Annotated in this window: 14 protein-coding genes and 1 tRNA gene; 1 reads left to right on the forward strand and 14 read right to left on the reverse strand. The window is 42.7% G+C overall.

Features of this window, described 5'->3' with window-relative positions:
- Positions 1-64: 64 nt before the first annotated feature.
- Positions 65-1,402 (reverse strand): L-lysine 6-transaminase, encoded by a 1,338-nt coding sequence (gene lat / locus FN815_RS15590; RefSeq protein ID WP_142455588.1) that lies wholly within the window; start codon positions 1,400-1,402, stop codon positions 65-67.
- A gap of 142 nt (positions 1,403-1,544) precedes the next feature.
- Complete coding sequence (gene rocD / locus FN815_RS15595; protein ID WP_185957327.1) at positions 1,545-2,807, reverse strand: ornithine--oxo-acid transaminase; 1,263 nt, start codon at positions 2,805-2,807, stop codon at positions 1,545-1,547.
- Positions 2,808-2,927: 120 nt separating this feature from the next.
- Here rocD and FN815_RS15600 point away from each other — a divergent pair.
- Positions 2,928-3,000: transfer RNA gene (locus FN815_RS15600), tRNA-Met, on the forward strand.
- A gap of 188 nt (positions 3,001-3,188) precedes the next feature.
- Here FN815_RS15600 and FN815_RS15605 read toward each other — a convergent pair.
- The 12 genes from FN815_RS15605 to FN815_RS15660 form a co-directional block, all read right to left on the reverse strand.
- On the reverse strand, positions 3,189-3,812 hold the full coding sequence (locus FN815_RS15605; protein WP_142455590.1) for a hypothetical protein: 624 nt from the start codon (positions 3,810-3,812) through the stop codon (positions 3,189-3,191).
- 271 nt (positions 3,813-4,083) lie between these two features.
- Entirely contained in the window at positions 4,084-5,217 is a 1,134-nt protein-coding gene (locus FN815_RS15610; protein ID WP_185957328.1) for a BT4734/BF3469 family protein, read from the reverse strand.
- An 89-nt stretch (positions 5,218-5,306) separates the two neighbouring features.
- The gene (locus FN815_RS15615; RefSeq protein WP_142455592.1) at positions 5,307-6,290 is read right to left on the reverse strand and encodes an AAA family ATPase; all 984 of its coding nucleotides are present in this window, start codon (positions 6,288-6,290) and stop codon (positions 5,307-5,309) included.
- Positions 6,280-6,510 (reverse strand): hypothetical protein, encoded by a 231-nt coding sequence (locus FN815_RS15620; RefSeq protein WP_142455593.1) that lies wholly within the window; start codon positions 6,508-6,510, stop codon positions 6,280-6,282. Before FN815_RS15620 ends, FN815_RS15615 begins: the two co-directional genes overlap by 11 nt.
- On the reverse strand, positions 6,507-6,800 hold the full coding sequence (locus tag FN815_RS15625) for a helix-turn-helix domain-containing protein (RefSeq protein ID WP_142455594.1): 294 nt from the start codon (positions 6,798-6,800) through the stop codon (positions 6,507-6,509). The genes FN815_RS15620 and FN815_RS15625 overlap by 4 nt, the downstream gene beginning before the upstream one ends.
- 99 nt (positions 6,801-6,899) lie before the next feature.
- Positions 6,900-8,078, reverse strand: coding sequence for a hypothetical protein (locus FN815_RS15630; RefSeq protein WP_142455595.1), 1,179 nt, complete (start codon positions 8,076-8,078; stop codon positions 6,900-6,902).
- The gene (locus tag FN815_RS15635; RefSeq protein ID WP_142455596.1) at positions 8,078-9,304 is read right to left on the reverse strand and encodes a site-specific integrase; all 1,227 of its coding nucleotides are present in this window, start codon (positions 9,302-9,304) and stop codon (positions 8,078-8,080) included. Before FN815_RS15635 ends, FN815_RS15630 begins: the two co-directional genes overlap by 1 nt.
- Positions 9,305-9,919: 615 nt before the next feature.
- A complete protein-coding gene (locus FN815_RS15640) occupies positions 9,920-11,137 on the reverse strand; it encodes a RagB/SusD family nutrient uptake outer membrane protein (RefSeq protein WP_142455597.1) in 1,218 nt (405 codons plus the stop codon).
- A gap of 18 nt (positions 11,138-11,155) precedes the next feature.
- Positions 11,156-14,044, reverse strand: coding sequence for a carboxypeptidase-like regulatory domain-containing protein (locus tag FN815_RS15645; protein WP_142455598.1), 2,889 nt, complete (start codon positions 14,042-14,044; stop codon positions 11,156-11,158).
- A 290-nt stretch (positions 14,045-14,334) separates the two neighbouring features.
- Positions 14,335-15,798: a SusD/RagB family nutrient-binding outer membrane lipoprotein gene (locus FN815_RS15650; protein ID WP_185957329.1), complete on the reverse strand. Its 1,464-nt coding sequence runs from the start codon at positions 15,796-15,798 to the stop codon at positions 14,335-14,337.
- A 41-nt stretch (positions 15,799-15,839) separates the two neighbouring features.
- Entirely contained in the window at positions 15,840-19,211 is a 3,372-nt protein-coding gene (locus tag FN815_RS15655) for a SusC/RagA family TonB-linked outer membrane protein (protein ID WP_142455600.1), read from the reverse strand.
- Positions 19,212-19,338: 127 nt separating this feature from the next.
- Positions 19,339-20,763, reverse strand: a complete 1,425-nt coding sequence (locus FN815_RS15660; RefSeq protein WP_142455601.1) for a GWxTD domain-containing protein — start codon at positions 20,761-20,763, stop codon at positions 19,339-19,341.
- Positions 20,764-20,912 lie beyond the last annotated feature (149 nt).

A 20,912-nucleotide genomic window follows, 5' to 3' on the forward strand; every position in this document is an offset into this window, starting at 1 on the left:
ATCCAAAACGTTTCAAGACAAGCATTTACAGTAAACTAAAACCTTGCACCTAACACCTTGCTTCTTATTTCTCCAGTACAGTCTTACACGCCTTCTCTAAAATATCCAGGCCTTCATCAATTTGCTTTGTTTCAATGGTGAGTGGGGGACGGAAACGTACGGTTTGTGGTCCACAGGAGAGAATCATCAATCCATTATTTACGCATTCTTTGATCACGGCATTACGGATTTCAGTACTCGGTAAGTCGATGGCGCAGAAAAGTCCTTTACCGCGGGGATTGCTAAAATGTTCGTGATTGTCAGCCAAGGCTTCCAGGCGGGTTTGCAGGTAATTGCCAACGGTAGCTGCATTTTCTACGAGATTTTCTTCTTCGATCACATCCAGGATCTTACCAAAACGGACCATGTCCACCAGGTTACCACCCCAGGTTGAGTTGATGCGTGAGGAAACGTGGAAGCAATTGGTTTTGACTTCATCCACGCGCTTGCCTGCTAAAATACCACACACCTGTGCTTTCTTTCCAAACGCCAAGATATCGGGTTTAACAAAATGCTCGTGCGCCCAGAATTTTCCGGTCATGCCTACGCCCGTTTGTACCTCATCATAGATAAGCAACGCCTCATGTTTGTCAGCCAGGTCACGCAGGGCCTGATGGAATTCAGGGCGGAAATGACGGTCACCGCCTTCTCCCTGAATAGGTTCTATCAAAATGCCGGCAATATCGTCCTTGTGGGTTTCAAAGTATCGTTCGGCTTGTGCGATGGCCAGTTTTTCCTGGGTAACAGTGGCTTCCAGATTTTCTCTGGTAGCAGGGAAAGTCATGGCTGGACTTACTACACGTGGCCAGTCAAATTTTGGGAAATATTTCACCTTGTCGGCAACCGTATTCGTCACAGATAATGTGTAGCCAGTACGCCCATGAAAAGCTTTTTCAAAATGCAGGATCTTATGCCCTTTTTCTTCCCGGTAGCCTTTTTCGAAATTCTTCTGCACTTTCCAGTCGAAGGCTACTTTCATAGCATTTTCTACAGCCAGGGCTCCGCCGGAAATGAAAAAGGAATAAGGCATATAATCTGGAATGCCGACCCGGTCAAATGATTCCATAAACAGCGCCATATCTTCGGTATAAATATCCGAGTTAGAGGGTTTGTTAATGGCTACCCGGCCCAGTCGTTGAACAAATTCATCATCACCTGCCAATTTGGGATGGTTCATACCCAGGGGGTTGGACGCGAAAAAAGTGAAGAAGTCGAGGTATCGTTCGCCGGTTTTGGCATCGTACAAATAAGGTCCTTCACTTTCTTCGAGGTCCAGTACCAATTCGTAGCCATCAGTGAGCATGTGCTTGCTCAAAATGGATCGTACATTTTCCGGGTTGATGGTGTGAATAGCTTCGGGCATAATCTATCTCCTAATAATTTTTTCGCCTGTATATGAAGCTACCAAATACACCTCAAGGCCTCAATAGCGTTTAAATTCACTAAAGTTAGAATAGGGCTTTTTGAAGGGCCCTCCGGTGCGGAAGAGCCCTCTTTTGTACATGCTATTTATCGAATTCCAATACCGTTTTTCGAATGATTTCGACACAATCCATAAGCTGATCTTCAGTCATAACCAGGGGAGGGGCAAAACGAATGATGTTACCATGGGTAGGTTTGGCAAGCAGACCGTTGTCTTTTAATGCTACACAAAATTTCCAGGCGGTTTTGCTATCGGGTGAATCATTAATCACTACGGCGTTGAGTAATCCTTTGCCACGTACTTTCACAAAAAGGTCAAATTCCTCTACCAGCTTTTGCATTTCATCTCTGAAGATCTTGCCAAGCTTGCGGGCATTTTGCGCCAGTTTTTCATCTTTAACCACTTCAAGCGCGGCAATAGCTACTTTACAAGCCAGAGGGTTCCCGCCATACGTAGAACCGTGCTGCCCGGGTCTTATGACTTCCATGATTTCATCATCCGCTAAAACGGCAGATACCGGATAGGCACCCCCAGAAAGGGCTTTACCCAAAATCAGGATGTCGGGTTTGGTATAGGTCGCTTGTTGTTCGCAGTGGCCCTGGCAAGTACAGTCTCCACATACAGCCAGCAGGCTGCCCGTACGGGCAATGCCGGTTTGAATTTCATCGGCTATAAAAAGCACATTGTTTTTCCGGCAAAGCTCAGCTGATTTCCGGATGTAATCATCATCGGGCACTACAACGCCTGCTTCGCCTTGTATGGGCTCTGCCAGTACGCCAGCTACGTTAGGCTTCTGTAAGGCTTCTTCTAAGGCCTCAGTATCGTTATAAGGTATTTTGATGAAGCCTGGAGTGTAGGGACCAAAGTTCTTCCGTGCATCGGGATCATTTGAAAAAGAAATGACAGTGGTAGTACGTCCGTGAAAGTTATTCTCCAAGACAATGATCTGTGCCTGTTCTTCGGGGATGCCTTTTTTCTCATAGGCCCACTTCCGGCAGATTTTGATAGCTGTTTCCACTCCTTCGGCCCCGGTGTTCATGGGCAGCACTTTATCGAAGCCAAAATATTCGGTCACATACTTCTCATATTCGCCAAGTACGTTGTTGTAGAAAGCTCTTGAAGTGAGGCTGAGGGTATTGGCCTGTTCAGTAAGTGCTTTATTGATTTTGGGATGGCAATGCCCCTGGTTTACTGCAGAGTAAGCGGAAAGAAAATCATAGTACTGGTTGCCTTCCGGGTCCCATACATGAACACCTTCTCCTTTGGCTAATACCACGGGCAGGGGATGATAGTTATGGGCTCCGTATTGGTCTTCCAGTTCAATGGTTTTTTCGCTTGTGATCATAAATAGTAGCTTTAAATTTTTCTTTGAAAATAAAGAAAGGTTGACTGAAAGATTAATGAATATTTTTAAAATTTTGTTTGATATCGGGTGGAAATGATTCGTATATTCTTGTCTCGACATCGCGGGGTGGAGCAGCTGGTAGCTCGTCGGGCTCATAACCCGAAGGTCACAGGTTCGAATCCTGTCCCCGCCACTACCTAACAGGGGTTAAGGCTTTATTAATCATAGCTTTAACCCCTTTTTTATTTTGGCGCTGTGTAACTATTGTGAAACAAAGTCGCTGTTTTCTTCCTTTTCTCTCCGTGTAATAGGGGTTCGATTCGTTCAATTCTCCGAACTATATCGCAGTATATTTCCGTAAATAACCTAAAACTTTAAGGATTATAGTTCAAAGTCCGGCCAATTATCCCTTAACACTTTCGGCATATGTGCCGGGGTAAATCGCAGATAGTCGGCTCTCTGCTGTTTCTCTCTTAAGCGCTCCAGTCGTTTAAAGCGCCGGGTTGGTTTGCCGTTATAATGGGTTTGGTTTCGTGTTTCCTCTTCCAGCTTTTTAATTTGTTTATCGAGTCGCCAATATTCATCACAGTATTTGTAAATCTTTGAGCTTACCTGTGAAGGGTAAAAAATAGTGCGGTTGTAAGCGCCCCGGCTTTTCCATATCGGGGAACCATAGGCTTTATATAGTATCCGGCATCTGTTCCCGGATTCGGGGCAAACAAAATATGGAACCTTTCCTTTGCCTAAATTTGAAGGAACAAAGGTTAGCTGAATTTTATAATCGTAGTCGGTTTCTTTTCCCTCCCATGAAGTGAGTGTATAGAAAAGCCGTATATACTGCTCTTTATCAGTGTAATGGCATTCAATACTAATCCGGCTCCCATCCGTCCAGTTCATTTGTCCAGCAATAATATTACCCTCTCTGATAAAGCCCTTTTTTAAAAGATAGCTCAATTCAATTCGGCGGGTTTCTTTTGTGGTGTTTCCTGTTCTATCTCTTCCCATGTTACCAATCAGTTTCTAACGGTTCTCCTAACGAATGGGAAACGCCCCGTACTTTTGGCAGTACAAACGGCATCAATTTTAAAACAATTAACTGATTCCGCAAATCTTTGGTTATCACTTCATTCATGGTTCTTTCTCTGTTTTAGTTTCTGTTTATTTGAATCAAAATCTTTACTCCAATGGTCGGGAGCGGTTACCTTTTCAATGCGTTTTCGCTTTCTCTTCTTTTTTCGTGTGGGTTGGTATAGTACTTTCGCCATTTCATGGCCGTTCATTGTTCTGTGATTAGTTCGGGTTCAAACGTTTCATCTATATGTTTTAGAATTGGGTCGGCATCCATAGCCCGGTAATATTCTGCTTCTGCGTATTCAGCCGTACCCGGTTCCGGCGCTTCGATTTCATCCCATGAAGCCGGATACCCCCGTTTATCGAATATTTCCCCGGTATAGGGATTGAAGCCGTTAGGGGCTAAAATTTGGCTTCCATACTTTCCTTCTCCGGCGCTATCTCTCCGGGGTGCATGGTTTACCCTTGCTGAATTTCGGCTAATTGTATCCGGGGTGCGGGGAGTCTTTGTTCCGGTATCAAAACCGCTGTTTATGGTCGCCCGTACTTCATGGCTTTTCAATCCAATGGAGAGCGCCGTTTGTTCGAGTGCCTGTTTTACTTCAAATTCGTTAAGCATCCCCCCGGCAACCAAGCCGGCTAAACTTGCTGAACTTTTGAAAAGCTGATTATTTCTATTTCCTTTTTGAGCGGTTGACAGAATTTCTATTTCATCTTTGAATGCTGTTTCTGCGTAGCTGGAATAATCGTTTGAAATGTGAACCGGTGTCGGGGAATATATTTGTACTGGTTCCGGTGGGAGTTTCTTATAAACCGTGAATGAATCTTTAAGAATAGCGCCGGGGTCGTAACTGTAAAACCGAGCATCATTTGGGTTTTTTCCTTTGGAGCTATCCAGAACAATTCCGAACCCTTCAAAATCTTTGATAAGCATCTCGAAATGGTCGGCTTGTCTTTCCGGGTCGGCTACCTTAACAAGCGCCCAAACTCCAGCACCCCCGGTACTCAATCCGGCAAAGGATACATTCTTTATCTTTGCCACTTCATCCCGGATACGTTCGGCATCGGGTAGGTGCTGGTTATCTTTGCCGTCAATGTCTAAGGCAATCCATCCGGTACGGTTTACCACGTTCTCCAGTTTACGGCCATTAGAACAGACAGCGCCGACGGTTACAAGGGGTAAACTCTTCTTTAGGGAGTCGGCCTTTGTATCCCGGTACTTTAGCACTTGTTTGGCATATCGGGAACCATGTTTACACACTTTCAGCCATTGGTCTAAAGTGATTGTTTTAGGTTCGGAATGGAAGTTCTCGAATACGCTTACTTTGTCTTCAAACATGGCGTTCATGTTTTTGTTCACGGGTGAACATTAGTGTGAACAGAAGGTGTTCACGTTCATATAGGTATGTGAAATGAACAGTGAACATATTATCCGGCGCTTAAATCCTGTTCACTTATATTGGAATACTTTGAGACAGTACCTACTCCAATATCCAGCAAGTCGGCAATTTCGCGGGTCGATTTCCCTTCATCTTTTAGCCGTTGAACTTCCCTTATTTTATGAAGCCTTTTTTCTTCTTTGGTTTGAGCTTCCAGCTCCGGCGAAAACATACGTTCCGAACGTGTTATTTTTAATTCATTCATAACATCATTGAAATATATTTCCGCCCGGAGTGGGGAAAGGGGTTTAGCGCTCCGGCTTTTCACACATTGCAATTCAATTAGGTTGGAACCGTCTTTTTGATATTCGCTTTTAAGTCCGAAAACAAAATCTGCTTTGGTTCCAAAAACGCGGGAGTCCGAAATGTCTTCCACGTTGTATTCATTCTTAATTTTTGAACCTTTGCGGGTGTGAGTAATAAGGATAACGGCTACATTTGCCGAACGTGCCAAACGGGTAAACCTTTGCATGGTTATGTTTGCTTTTTCCGCTTCGTATAAATTCCCTTCGTGGAAGTCGGCAAGCGTATCAAAAATAACGGCATCAAATCCCTGGTTTTTTATTTGGTGCTCCAGTTCTCCCATGAACTCATCATTTGTGGCTACACAATACAAGCTATCGGGAAGGGGAACAGTGTAAAGTCCATCATTCGATTTGATAGCCTTAGCCCGTCGCCGAATTTCGCTTTCAGATGAATCGGCTCCAGTTAGATATATCGCTTTCCCTTTTTGGGTTGGCAATAGTTCATCATTTCGTTTTTGAAATAATATTTGATTGAAAAGAGATTTCCCACTCCCGGCGCTCCCGCCGATTACTGTGATTAATCCTTTAGCACAATAGCCATCTACAATGAACTCCAGCGGGGGAACATTAGCTTTCAGCGGGTCGGAAATATTGAACCATGTTTCCGGTTCATTATCCATTTCATTCAAATCTATATTTTCGGGGATTTTCAGTTCATTAGTTTTCATTATGAACCCCCTCAAAATTAGACTGTAAGCCTTCCAATACTTTCAGATATGTGATATGTCCATTTACTAAGGTGTGCTTTAGTACGGTTATTCTCCGGCGCTTAATAGCATTGTTTAAGCCTTTGGGATTGCCTAAATTAGTAGTGCCAGTTTTAAACTGGTTACCAATATTAAGGCCGTTCCCTTTCGCCGGGGTTCGGTCTTTTTTCTGCTCTCTCATTTTGGCTCCCCGTTGCTATTTACTTTTCCCTTGTTCAAATAGGCTTCTACTTCTTCGATATTATATCGGATAGTTCGGCCATTCTGTCGATAAGGCAACCGCCCGGAGTCTCTTAGGTGTTGAACGTGGCGACGGGAACATTGTAAGATGTCCATTACTTCGTCGGTCGTTAACCACTTTTTGCGGGTGGCTTTTCGGATAGCGCCGGGGAGAGAATCGTTTACCGTTTCTTTTACGGCATCCCGGATAAGTTCCTTTAAATCGTCTTTGGTGGGTATGTATGCGTGCATTTTATCAGTGATTAATTAATGTTCACTGATAATTTGCATTCACTTAAAAAAGGAACTCAATACCCCGTATAACTGGAATTTAAACCGGAATAACCGGAATTAGTGTTCTGTTTGCGCTTGGTCGGGTTTGTATTCATTCCAGTAAAACTTAACCCATCCATCTATGGTTTTTAAATCGGTTTTATTCAATATATCGGATTGGTTCTTAACCTCTTTTGAAATGGTTCTTACCTTTCTGTTTATAGAATCAAGTTGTTCATCAAAAATGTAATTCCTAACTATTTTTAAAGCCGTAGTAATAATTTCAGAGTCATATTTTCCAGCTTTATTTTCCTCTCTGTTACAAAATTTATCAGCTACTGTTTCGGGTTCGGGTAGCTGTTTAAATCGTTCATCAAGTTCAAATTGAATTTTAGGTTTAACACGGTCGTTTAAAAAAGCATCTTCGAGAATGCTTTCTAATGGATTGATTTTATGCGCTAACTGTACCGCCATATCTATTATCGGGTCTTTCTTTTTGGAAAGAGTTAGAACTCCGTGAATAGTGGTATCAATCAGATGTTCAGGTATATATTTGTTCTCTTTGAGTTTTTCCAGCAATGAATGACGTTCAATCAATTCTGTTTTGGCTCCGCTTAATATTAGGGCCTCAAACAGGTTTCTTATATTTCTTAAAACGTTGCTTCGGTCTTTTACTCTCTGTTCAATCTCTTCATCTGGATTTCCTTTCAGAATGGCTTGTTCCGACTCGTAATAATACACTTTTAGAACATTAGATATTTCTTGGTTCCATTCATTAAGCTGTTCGGCTTGTCTATGGAGCTGTTTTAAAATTGTATCTCTGTAATTTGATATAACGGGTAATTTTTCCGGGGGAATGGTTCCGTTTTCACTTATCCCAAACGTTTCCAGTGCCTGTTTATATTCCTCTCCCTTAAATCCATATCTGTTAATCTGAATATTTATAAAACTGAACCGGGGAGTTAAATATCCCGTTGGTTCAGATTGTGGAATCTCTTTAATTACAGGTTCTATACCGTGTTTCTTTGAACCGGGGAATTGTACCTTTTCTGTTTTACCGTTGGGTCTATGTGAACTTTTATAATTAATCGGTTCCGGTATATCAAAGTACCCATTCCAGTTAAAATCTGGTTTATTCAGTTTCCTATCATTGGATTTATTCCAATGGTAATAAATACCCCCATTCGCAGAAGTATAGGAATACTTACCCCCTAATTGAGCGCCTAAACTTTCATTTATTTCATTCCAATCATCCATCAAAACACCTTTTTCATTGCTTTATCTGCCAGCTCTTCATTCAGGCTTTTCAGATAGGATTGAGTCGTTTCAATTTTGGAGTGCCGGAGCGTTTGCATCAGTTCATATACATCTAAGCCCTTTTCAGAAACGGCATATTGTGCGAATGAATGTCGTGAAACGTGGAAGCTAATGTTTTCATCAATCCCGGCCATCTTTGCAATCAGTTTTAAACCGGTTTCGGCTCCCTCTTCTTTTTTACCGTTTACCCTCACATTATTGGAACTGATAGCCCGGCGCAATTCTACCGGGTCGCTGTAATCTTTATGGCTATTCAGAAACGGGAATATGTATTCATCAGAAGCGCCGGAGTACCTGTTCAAAATATCTTTTTGGTACTCGTTTAATTCGGTACTGAATGGCTTTTCATTTTTGTTCATCTGATAGGATAGTTTCCCGTTTTTCACATTCTGCCATTGAAGCCCGCAAATATCCCCAAAACGTATTCCCCCGCTGTAAAAGCTGAACAGGAAAGCGTTCCGAACGTGCCATTCCCAAGAACAAGGTTCAAGTTTTAGCGCTTCAATATCCTGTATCTGCTCAAAGGTAAGTTTTACTTTCTGTTTGGCTCTGCTCCGTGTGGGTACTTCATATTCTTTGAATGGGTCGTTTGCCATCAAATGAGATTTTAAAGCCCTATATATGATTTTGCGTATCGGCTCAAAGTTTTTGTTAATAGTCGAATCGCTGTTCCCGTACTCTGTTCTTAAATGGTTTTCAAACTTTTCGAGATACCCGCCATCTATCAGTTTCAGCGGGAGAGAGCGTTCCCCCTCAAACTCTTCAAACTTCTTTAAAACTACTTTCAGCGTTTTGGAAGCATAGTATTTTTTATTCGCTTCAAGCTCTTCGAGTAGCTGTTCCCCTAATTCAAAAAAATCAGCCTTTTGAGTAATTTTAATTCTCTGCCGGATAGCCTTCGCCGTTTCATGGCCGTTTCTTCTCAATTCCGTTTGAACCCGCCGGGCTTCACTTATTTTAAGCTCCAGCATTTCATTTAAAGTTTTATAAGTATCGTGGTTCCGCCGTACCTCTTCCGCTTCCGGGTTCCAGTGTTTCTTTTTAACAGATACCCCGGTACTTATATACTTATGTTTCCGGTTGTTAGTGATTCGCAGATAGATAGGATATTCGCCGTTCTTTTTCTGAAAATCTGTTCTTAGATATAGATGAAATGAAGTCGCCATGTTTTCGCCGTTGGTTACCAATTTGTTTTAAAGTGTATTCCAATATAAAGCTATTTGGTTTTACTGTAAAACTATTGTGAAACATTTTTTGTATTTAGTACTTTATTGGGAGTATTCAGAAACTCTTAATATACTCTATAAACGGCGTTTTTGTAAGTGTGAGCGTATTATTAAGGAACTGAAATGAATGGTTAATTAGTCCTGTCCCCGCCACTACAAAGGCTTCTTGATTCAGTTCAAGAAGCCTTTTTTATGGCTTATCTTTTTTTCATTACGATTCAGTTGCTGCACAAGAGTAATCTTTTGAAGTGAATTTAGTAGTATAAACTCTGCAGGCAGGGAATCTGAGACACACCACTCATTCAAAGTTTGTATCCTGTTAACCTATTAGGTTTTGGTCTCTTTCACACGTTTTACAAAACAGGTAGAAGTTGAATGGCTTTAGGGATTGTGCTAATATGATTCTTCCAGATCAAATTTTCGATTAGAAAGTGTGGATGGGCGAGTTTAGTAGAGGTGGGTAAAGGAAACAGATAATCAAAAAAACAGTGGGCATAAAAAAAGCCCCGGAATTAACCGGGGCTTTATAAGCTTTTCAGAGCTTTTGGATCCTAATTATTCGCCAGTACAGCAATTAGGATTACCGTTTCGCTCACTTTGTGTTACCGGGAAGTACTGCCATGTACCAGCACCTAAATGCCAGTTGCCAGTTCTGCGTTGGTCAATAACACGGTTACCAGTCTGCATGAGTTCTTTGTCTCGCTCTACAAATAATGTTTCCATGTCGATAGAAGCAAGAGGAGAAATGTCGTGGCTGGCACGCACTTCGTTAACCAGACCTAAAGCGTCAAGAGAACCGGTCAGCGTTCCGCCTTCCAACTCAACTTCAGCCAGCATCAGGTTGTTTTCTTGCCAGGTAATGATGTTGATTGGCGTTTCTGGCCCTTTAGTGGATCTCCAGTAGGAAAATCCGCTTTCAAGCACAACTTCTTCAATCTCCAAACGGTTTGCTTCTTCCGCATTATCAGCAATGTAGTCAGCAAATCTGCTGGCTACAGAATACTGCGTACGGCTGGCACCGGCCTGAGTGTAGAATGCATTCTGAGATTCCAGACTATGCTGAGAAGCGAATGCATCATCACCTGGTTGCAATCCAGCTTCTAAGTAAGGCTGAGCAGCGCTATGCTCGTTTTGGTAGATGTAAATTCTCCCAATCAGAGAATTAACCAGGCGAGTTTCATAATCAGAAGAGGCATTAGCTAATGCCGTTTCCAGATGAGTAACAGCCTGATCATAAAGCTGAGCTGAAGGAATAAAGTCACTGTTATCAACCGGTGACCCACCTTGTGTTGGATTAAGACCGAAATATGATGCGTAAGCTGCACGGGTTAAACCTGCGTAGAGGTTACCGTTAAACAGAGCAGCAGTTTCGAGATCAGCATCGCTGAATTCGATCTGTTCAACTTTACTTAACAGGTTGTCTGCTAAGTAACGAGCCTGCCCTAAATTAGTGTAAGGTCCGTCAACACTGTTGTTGTCGATAGGAATTTCACCTAAGTCAATTTCCTCAAAAGTTGGGAAAGTGGCATTAGGTACATTTCGGTCAAATACAAATGCATCTGAGAGCCCAACTGCAATTACAGTTAAGGCATCGTGAGTTATGTGAAATCGTCCGGTTACACCGTCCATCAGAAATTGGACCTGATCTTCAGCGACCAAGTTTTCCTCAGGAACCAGGTTAATGGGATCGTCCACATTCTGAACGTAATCTTCGCAAGACACGGCTGCAAATACTAAGACAACCAGTGCCAGTAATGTTTTGTTAAGTTTCATAATAAAATCCATATCTGATTATAGTCCGAGATTTAAAGTGGCGTAGAATACGCGTGGTACCGGCAGCGTCAGGAAGTCGGCGCCACGAGTCAAGCTTCTTGCACCGTCAAAGTTAACTTCAGGATCGTTACCTGAATAATCTGTCAGTGTAAATACGTTTCTGGCCGCAACGGAAAGAGACAAGTTACGGATAGAACCACTGAGTGGAGTTTTTTCAATCAGGTTGTTGAAGTTATAGGTGAGACTCATCTCACGAACTTTCAGGTAGTCAGCTCTTTCAATGAAGTTGCCGTCGTAGCTGGTATTCAGATTAGCAAGGTTATCTGCTGCTTCCTGATATTCTTCAGATCCCGGAGTAGCATTGGCGAAGGTGTTTGAATATTCAGCATATTCTACATCGTTACCAAACTGTATCATAAAGGATCGGGTGTTGTTATACACGTACAGGTCAGCAGCCCAGTCAATCAGAGTATAGAACTGGAATCCACGAAGGAAGCTGAAGTTCAGACGAACAGAGCCGTTATGAGTTGGGTATGGATTCCCAAAATGAACGCGCTCGCCGTTGTTAACAACATTTGGTACCGGAGCACCACTTGCAGTAGTAACTACATTACCGTTTGCATCACGGGCAGCGCCGTCAACATCCAGTACGTAGAAAGCTGCCTGAGGAAGACCTTCACGAATAACGTTTACGTCAAAGCCGTCAAAGATGGGCTGTGCACCACCTAAGTCAGTAACTTCGTTTTTCTGATAACTGTACAGAATGTTGAAGTCGAACTGGAAGTCACGGGTACGAATCGGTGTACCGTTTAATCCTACTTCAACACCATAACCTTCGGTACCACCTACGTTTAACGGAGGATCATCGAAAGTAAGACCAGAAGAAGGAGACTCTTCAAAGTCAATAATAGACTCTTGTGCTTGACGGTAGTAATAAGTTAACTCAACGCCGTAAGCATCAAGGAAGTCGGCATCAACACCTACTTCAAATTCTTTAACTCGCTCGGGCTCAATTTCCTGGTTACCAATTTCTTCAGGAATTGCACCACGGCCAATAGCATATGGCTCAGCAGTCCAGAGTACAGAAACACCATCATAAATTCCAGGAAGCTGGCCGGTCTCACCGTAAGCAGCACGGAATTTCAGAAGGTCAAAGAACTCGGGAGTAAAGTCGAACTGATCCAAACGTACAGAAGTACGTGCCTGTGGATAGAAAATTACAGGAGCTTCAGCACCGTTAGCTGATGCATAGTCAAGACGACCACCAAGAGAAATAATGTAAGTATCCATCAGGTTGATGTCATGCTGAGTAAAGATACCAGCTTCACGAGTGTGAAGGGCTGTTTCATCAGCATCTACAAATAAACCACCTGAACCAACATTAATGATAGAGCTGGATGCAAAGTCATTCTTTTGAACGAAAGAAGTATATCGTTTACGGTCAAAGATTTGAGAACCTAAGATAGAAGTAACGTTTACATCTTCATTAACGTCATATTGGTATGTAGCGTTAACGTCATAAGTAGTTTGACGGTTTTCACGGTTATAAAGGGCTCTTTCACCATTTATAACACCTGAATAATTAAAATTCGGGCTAAATACCTGAGTCTGACGTAAGTTACTACCGTCATATCCAATAGAACCTTTCAGGGTTAAACCAGGAACAGGACGGTAAGATGCAGAAACAGAACCGATGAATCGGTTGATGTTATTTTCATCGCTAATGCCTTTAATTGCTTCTTTGGGGGTGAAGTAATAAGTGTTTCCGCCTGGTGCCAGAATAAGGTTACCTAACCATCCAAAAATGTTGTTATCATTTTGTGGGCGCTGGATTTCGTTCAGGGTAAATGAAGTGTTGGCTGTAACGGTCAGTGCTTCGTTAGGATAAGCTTCAAAGTTAGCACGGAAGTTTTGGCGATCCAGTGAGTTGTCAGGACCAAGTCCTTCTTCATAACGTTGTCCCAGAGAAGTATAATAACGCAGGTTGGCAGTACCGCCGCTTACGCTAAGTTGGTTCTCATACATTGGGCTGCTGTCGATAACTTCGTTGGCTTCTTTAGCACTAATCAGCTCATCAGGATCATAATCCTGTTGTTTGGTGTTCATACCATAAACGCTGCGGTAGTCAACTTGTACATCGTTGCCAATACCACGGCCGTCTTTGGTAGTAATTAAAACAACACCGTTAGAACCACTGGTTCCGTACAGGGCTGCAGCTGCTGGGCCTTTCAGTACGTCAACACTGGCAATGTCGTTGGGGTTAAGGTCAGCTAAAGCGCCAATACCTTGTCCACCAACAGCAAAACCTTCAATTTGAGCGTTATCAACGCGGGTTCCGTCAATATAGATGATAGGTTGGCCGTCGCCACCAAGACCAGCACCGGAACGCATAACAAAGCGGATACCACCGCCAGGGTTACCGGATGCAGGCTGCACGGTTAAACCGGCAACTTTACCACCTAACAGTTCACTTACACCAGTATAGGTGTTAGCAACCTGAAGTTCTTCAGCATCAATTTTAGAAATTGCAACGGGTGAAACAGCACGTGAAGTACTGGAAGCAATACCGGTTACAACAACTTCTTCTAATCCGAGCACGTCTTCTGACAGCTCAATATTTAAAGTTGTAGTTCCGGAACCCACTTCTACAGTGGTTACGAACGATTGGAATCCAACAAAATTAGCTCTTAACCTATAAGTACCGGACTCTACGCCGCTGATTTCATATTCACCGTCGAGATTGGTAGCAGCACCCATGGTGGTGCCAGCTAATGTGATGTTTACACCGATTAATGGCTCTGATGTAGCAGCATCAGTAACAGTACCGGTTATGGTTCCTGTTTGTGCATAAATACTTGTACTAAGTACAAACACAAAGAGGAACAACATTTGTAGCTTTTTTAACATAGTAGCCTCTATTTAATAGTTTATGTTTAGCATGTCCCGCTTAATTTTAGGCAGGACTTTTAAATATGAGGAGAAGTCAGTTTTATTACAAGAAAATTATTCCGGCATTTATTTTGGGTAAAATCGGAGGGTTTAAATACCTAATCAGATATTTTTCTTTTCCCCGTCATTTTAGTCGTAATAAGTGGTAGGCATATGCTAACCAACACAATAAAGGGTAAAATAAAAAAGGCCAATTATTTAAAATTGGCCTTTTTAACTATCAATAATTCAGTAAGTACTAAAACTATTTAGTTAGCATCCCACCAAACTTGAGTGTAAGGAGTGTCGGGTCCTTGCGCATCTACAGCGGCATTGTAATTCTCGGTGTTGTTTGAAACCTCAGAACTTGGATAAGTAAATCTGAGTGGAATTTCCGGGAATGATGCAGCCGCAAATGGGTTAGGTGCCAGTTGTGGATACTCTAACCTTCTCCATTCTGACCATGCTTCGTAACCAAGTGGGAATAATGCTACCCATTTTTGATTACCAATTTTTTCATCCCACTCTGCGGAGGAGTAAGCTACGTCAGCTTGGGCAATGAAATCAGCATAGGCCGCTTCGTCGTAAACACCCCATTGGTTCCAGGAAGCTTCGATACCACTGTAATAGTGATCTTCTGCAGATCCGGAAATCCAGCCACGCTCTACAGCTTCAGCCATAGAGAAGTGTAATTCTGCCAGGGTGATAATAGGTAAAGGGGCACTTTGCTGACCTACGCTAGGTCCGCCGGCACCGATAGCAGCACCAGGGAAAGAAATTTCAGCATTTTCCAACTCGCCAGCGTTTTCGAGAAAAGGCATGCCACGAATTTCATCAAAGGTGATTACATCGTTGCCATCAGAGTAGTTAGGAGCAGGGTTGGCATAAACCAGTACACGGGGATCTTCCAGATCCTTCATGTAGCTTGCAATGGTCTCGTGGATGGCATAATCGGTACGAGTGCGAAAACGAGTATACCAGGGATTCTCGTTATCAGCATCGCTCAGGTAAGGATACATAACGTCTTCCTGAATAATACCATCGTTGATTGCATCGGCAAATTCTGCTTCTGCTAATCCAGCATCCGATTCTGATAATCGGAGGGCAGCGCGGGCTCTCAGGCTATTGGCGAAGCGAATCCATCGCTCCATGTCTCCGCTGAACAGGATATCACCGTTTACAGCCGCAGAACCTGTGTTGATTTGTTCGGCAGCTTCTTTCAGCTCAGTGATGATGTCTTCGTAGATAGCAGACTGACTATCGTAAGAAGGTTGTAGGTTGTCCCGGCCTTGCAGGGCTTCAGAATAAGGAATCATGCCCCAGCGGTCGGTAATCATCTGCATGTAATAAGCCTTAAGAATACGAGCTACTGCAATTTGGTTCTCATTACTTCCGCCGGAAAGTACATCCCCGCGGGTTTCTTCGTTCGTATTCAAGTCAATGATGGTTTGAAGATCCTGCAAAGGACCAGTATACCAGCCATTAAAGTCAGCATTGGTATTACGGTACTCCTGGTCTTCAGTATATTGCGTTTCGGCAATGTACTGAACCCAGAGCGTTCCCATAAATGCTCCGACTACATCGCTAACGTCTCGTTGAGCGTTAGTGAGTAGAAGTTCTGTTCGTACTTCTGACGGATTATTTGGATCTACGTTCGTACTTCCAAAATCGTCACAGCTTACAAATAGCACTGTCATTAAAGCGACAACTGCTATTTTTCTATATAATCTCATATTAAGTGTATTTAAAATATTCATAATTCAACTCCTCTCAATTAAAATCCAATGTTTACGTTGAATCCAATGGAGCGTGTGCCCGGCAGTGTACCGCCTTCCCAGAATCCAAAGCCATTGGCGTTGTTTTGGATAGCTGAGGGGTCAACACCATCAACACTGGTGTAAATCAACAGTGGATTGCGCATTTCTAAAGTCACACTTGCATTAGCGATAGGTAACCGGTCTGTCAGGTTAACTGGCAGGTTGTAGGTTACAGAAATCTCGCGGAGCTTAACGTAACTGGCATCTTCTAACCACTCTTCTTTATTATAGAACATGTTGATAAAGTGTCCTGAGGCTTCGTAGAGGTATGCTACTTCATTTCCACTTTCATCAACTCCTTCTACCAGTACTCCACCTGAGTTATCGGCGGCTTCAGATAATGAAACAAAGGTTTGAACATCGCCATTGGCGTCTCTTACCGGATCTCGCAAAGGGTTGCCAAGAGTGTTGTTACCTACGGTTTCTTCACCGAGGCCAGAATAGGCGTTAAACATGCGGGAAACAGAATAGAACTTGCCTCCTTTTTGGAATTCAATGAAAGCACCCAGTGAGAAATTTTTGTAGTTCACACCAAGGTTAAATCCACCATTCCAGTCAGGGATAATGCTACCTAAGTCTTTATTATACTCAAGAGCATAATGTCCCGCTTCGGTGTCAATAACTTTGTTGCCGTTTTCGTCACGCACGTAACCACCATAACTGCTGGTAGTAATGGCACGTCCCCAGGTCTTGCCTTCTTCAGCATATAACTGGATTCCGAAATAAGCACTTTCTAGTAAGCGGGTGTCGATACCTTCGGCTAGCTCATTAACCTGGCTGTGAGTAGTGGCCCAGTTTACATCTACATCTACAGAAAGATCTCTTCGTTGAATAGGGGTGGCGCCAACATATACTTCCCAGCCAGAGGTGGTGAACTCACCAGCGTTAACCAGTGTGGCTTCAAAACCACTGGAGCCAGGGGCATCCAATTCAATGATTTCGTTTTCACGAACAGAGTGGAAGTAGTTGATGTCTGTTCTGATTTTGCCTTCCAAGAACCGTAAATCTGCACCAAACTCATAATCAGAGGAGATGGCAGGTTTAAGTTGTGTGTTAGGCAGAACATTGGGAATGGTTTGTGTTGGATCGCTTCCGTAAGGAGTGGAGGTCTCGTAGGTTTGCTGGATTTCATAAGGCTCCAGATCATCACCCACCTGTGCAATAGAGGCGCGTAATTTACCAAAGCTCAGGATACCCTGATCATTAAAGGCATCAAGCTCTGTAAATACAAAGCTACCTGAAAGACCATAATAGAGGTAAGAGTTGTTGCCTTGCGGCAGGGCTGAAGACCAGTCATTTCTTAAGGTCCCATCCACATAAAACATATCTTTATAGCCGATGGTAGTAGTTCCGAATAAACTCCTAACTACTTTCTCCTGTTTGAAGCTCTCTACATCCGGACGGTTGACAGAGGCCGCAATATTAAAGTAATTGGGAGTGGATAGTCCACCTACGGTTTGTTGGATTTGATACTTATAATCCCGGTTAAGGATGTTACCACCGATGTAACCACTAAAAGAGAAGTCCTCAAAGTCTTTATTAAACTGTGCTCCCCCTTCGTAGTTAATTTCGCGTTTGGTACGGTTGGATACATAGTACCAATCCTCTTCAAGTCCACCTGATGCAATTCTGTCTTCTGCAACAAAAGAATAAGTATCCAAGTGAACTTTACCTACAAACTCAACATTGTCATTTAACTGATAGCTGAGGTTGTAATTTCCATATAAACGGTCTCTTTCGTCATTGGAGACATTTTCATTAACGGTAAAATATGGGCTATCCCAATAAAGAGGACGCACATTTTGAGGAGACCGAATATTCCAGGACATAACGGTACCATCGTCCTGACGGTATTGTTTAAGCTTATCCATATCCAGCTGGCGTTGGAACCACTGGTTAAAGGATTGTAGCGGGTTACCCTGCGGTGCAGAATAACCGGTAGCAGGACGTCCTTCAGCCTGGGTATTTACGTAATTAACATTTACCCGAGACATGAATTTATTGTTATGGCTCAAGGCACCACTAAAGTTAACAGCCGTTCTGTTTAGTTCGGCATTAGGCATTACACCATTTTGGAGCGTATTAGAAACGCCTGCACGGTAGGATGCATTCGTTGAACCGCCGGAAATAGAGAGTTTGTTTGATACCCGAATACCGGTATCAAAGAAATCCCGGATATTATCTTTGTTAGGTTCCAGAGGGATTTCGGTTCCAAAATCACTTTGGCCGTCTCCAGTAAAGTCATGATCAAACCAAGACCACCACGGACGATACATCGTGCCATCCATTCTTGGACCCCAGCTTTCATCAGCTGCGTAATTTAATGTATTGTCAACATCGCCAGTCCACTGATCACTATAGGTTTCTGAATCACTATCATAGCCTAAGTAATAATTTCCGTCATCAGGATTAAAGTTCAGGCTTCTTCCGTCTGGTGTTACACTACCAAAACTTTGAACATACCCACCGGCATATTGATTCTGGTATTCAGGTAGAACATAAACTTGTTCAAACTGTGTATTGTTTGTGTAGTTGATTTGCATGGGTTGTCCTTCTCCCATAGAACCTTTTTTGGTGGTAATCAGGATTACCCCGTTGGATGCACGGTTTCCATAGAGAGCTGCGGCTGCAGCACCTTTGAGCACCGAAACGTTTTCCACATTGCTCAGGTCAATATCTGAAGCCAGATTACCTAAGTCACGGCCCCGTGCATTTTCGTCACTCGCGCCAGCACCAATAGTAAAGGCATCATTGGTAATAGGCGTGCCATCAACGACAAAGAGTGGTTGGCCGTCGGAAAGGCCGTTAACTCCACGAATACGAATTCTTTCGGAGCCGCCAAGGGTTGTACTTCCGACTACCTGAACACCGGCAACTTTACCAGCTAAGGCACCCACAATATTGTTCTGATCAACGCGTGCAAGCTCTTCAGCCCCTACGTCTTGAACAGAATAACCAATGGATTTTTGTTGACGGCTTACACCAAATGCCGTTACAACAACGTCTTCGAGTTGCTGTACGTCGGTTTCAAGTGCAAAATTAAAAGTGTTATTGTCTTCGTCTACGGTGATTTCGCGAACCATTGTTAAGAAACCGACAGAACTAATACGGAGTGTGTACGTTCCATAGTCGACATCTTCAATAGTGTATTCACCGTCAAGATTTGTAGCAGCACCGGTTTGCAGTTCCTCTAAGAATAGAGCAGCTTGCGGAATTGGTTCACCCGTTTCTGCATCTGTAACAGTACCAGTTATAGTTCCAGATTGTGCGTAGATACTTGTACTAAGTACACACACAAAGAGGAACCACATTTGTAGCTTTTTTAACATAGTAGCCTCTGTTTATTAGTTTAGATTTAGCATACTTACTTATTTTTTTAAGTAAGCGCCCCTAATATGATGAGAAGCTACTTTTATTACAAGGAAAGAATCGTATAAATTTTCTCTAATAAATATATCAGAGATTATAATTTAAAATAAGCCCTGTACGCCATCTTTCTATTTGTTGTGACTGAATATTATAGTAGAAATTAGAGCGCTGAAGCAGAAAATTATCAAAAGGATAATATTTCGAATTCAGTTTTGTTTTATTGAAATAAAAGTTTTTTTCCGGATCTTCGCGATTATAAGAGTAAGACCAGTACATTTCATCAGAAAAAATGTCCGTGTACCAAGGTGGGCCAAAGAGTATATACATCATGCCCGGATCGGTCTTCCAGCCTTCTTTAAAGTTCGAAAATTGTTTGTTCGCCTCTTCCACACGTTCGTAATAAAGAGAGATTACACTGCGCGCCATGTTTGAGTTTTGAATGTTGGATAACCAAAACCGGTCGATAGCTTTTTTTAACGAATCGGGATCCTTAATGGCCATTAGGTCCTTGTATTCATTTCTTCCCATTAAATAGTAAAGCGGCCGTGCTAATTCTTCCGGGGTTTTAAGGGAGGGATAATTAGGGCTTTTGATACCAAAATCCCTGCCCTTGAAGATTTCGTTATCGCTTCCTTCATTGCCAATCACTTCCAGCCGGTAATTTCCACGTTCCAGATCGGTAAAGGCAAACTCGATAATCACACTCCCTGGCTGATTCAATTGCCGTGTGGAGGATTGAATGACGTCATACTCATCGTAATCAATGCCCTGATAAGGCAGGCTGGAGGGAGAGTAATTGTTAAAATTCATGGGCCGGGCAATACTGGTATCAGACCGGAATTTTAGCAACCGGGATTCAATCTCAATAGGTCGGTCAGGATTGTTATTGGTCACCTGGAATACAAATTTGATGGAATCCTGGCTGGATTGAATATCATAGGTAGTGGCAGGCTTAAACTCACTATCGGGTAGATTATTATTTTTTGTGAGTATGCGTACCTCAGTGATATGGGAGGTATTCTCGGAAGGATCAGGGATGGAGGTTTTGGTAGTACGCAGGGTTTGTTGTCCCGAGGATTTGTCAATAACGCCTACTCTTACTATATAATTACCGGCGGGGATATCAAATTCACGTTCAAAACTATATACATCCTGGCTGTCTATTACACGCTGGTTTTGGCTGGTTAGTGTTTTGGAGAAGGTAGTGCGTTCTACGGCTCGTTGTTGCTCAGTATCTTCAATGATTTGTATTTCAATTTCAACATCGGCGGTAAAAATATCGTCTTTCCCTGAGTATACAAGACTGCCATACACAATATCTCCGGCAACATTGATATAGGTGTTGCTGTTTTCACTCACGTATCCGGTGGCTGCCAAACGCAGTTCCGGATAACCCGGACGGTAGTTATAGCCCTCACCGCGGTCAATATTGTCATAATAGTTTCTTGCACATCCTGCTATAATAAAACCCAGAAATAATAGCAGAAAAAAAACAGGACCTGATCTCTTCATATGATATGAAATTTAACTTCTCTTAAGTAAAATACACTATCTGCACTAAATAGCTCTGTTATATGAATAAAAGTTTTTTAAAAAACATTTCACAATGATAACAACATTTAGCCTATCTTTAGTACAATTAAAATTCAGCTATATCTAAT

This window comes from Gracilimonas mengyeensis (genome assembly GCF_900182705.1).
GTDB lineage: Bacteria > Bacteroidota > Rhodothermia > Balneolales > Balneolaceae > Gracilimonas > Gracilimonas mengyeensis.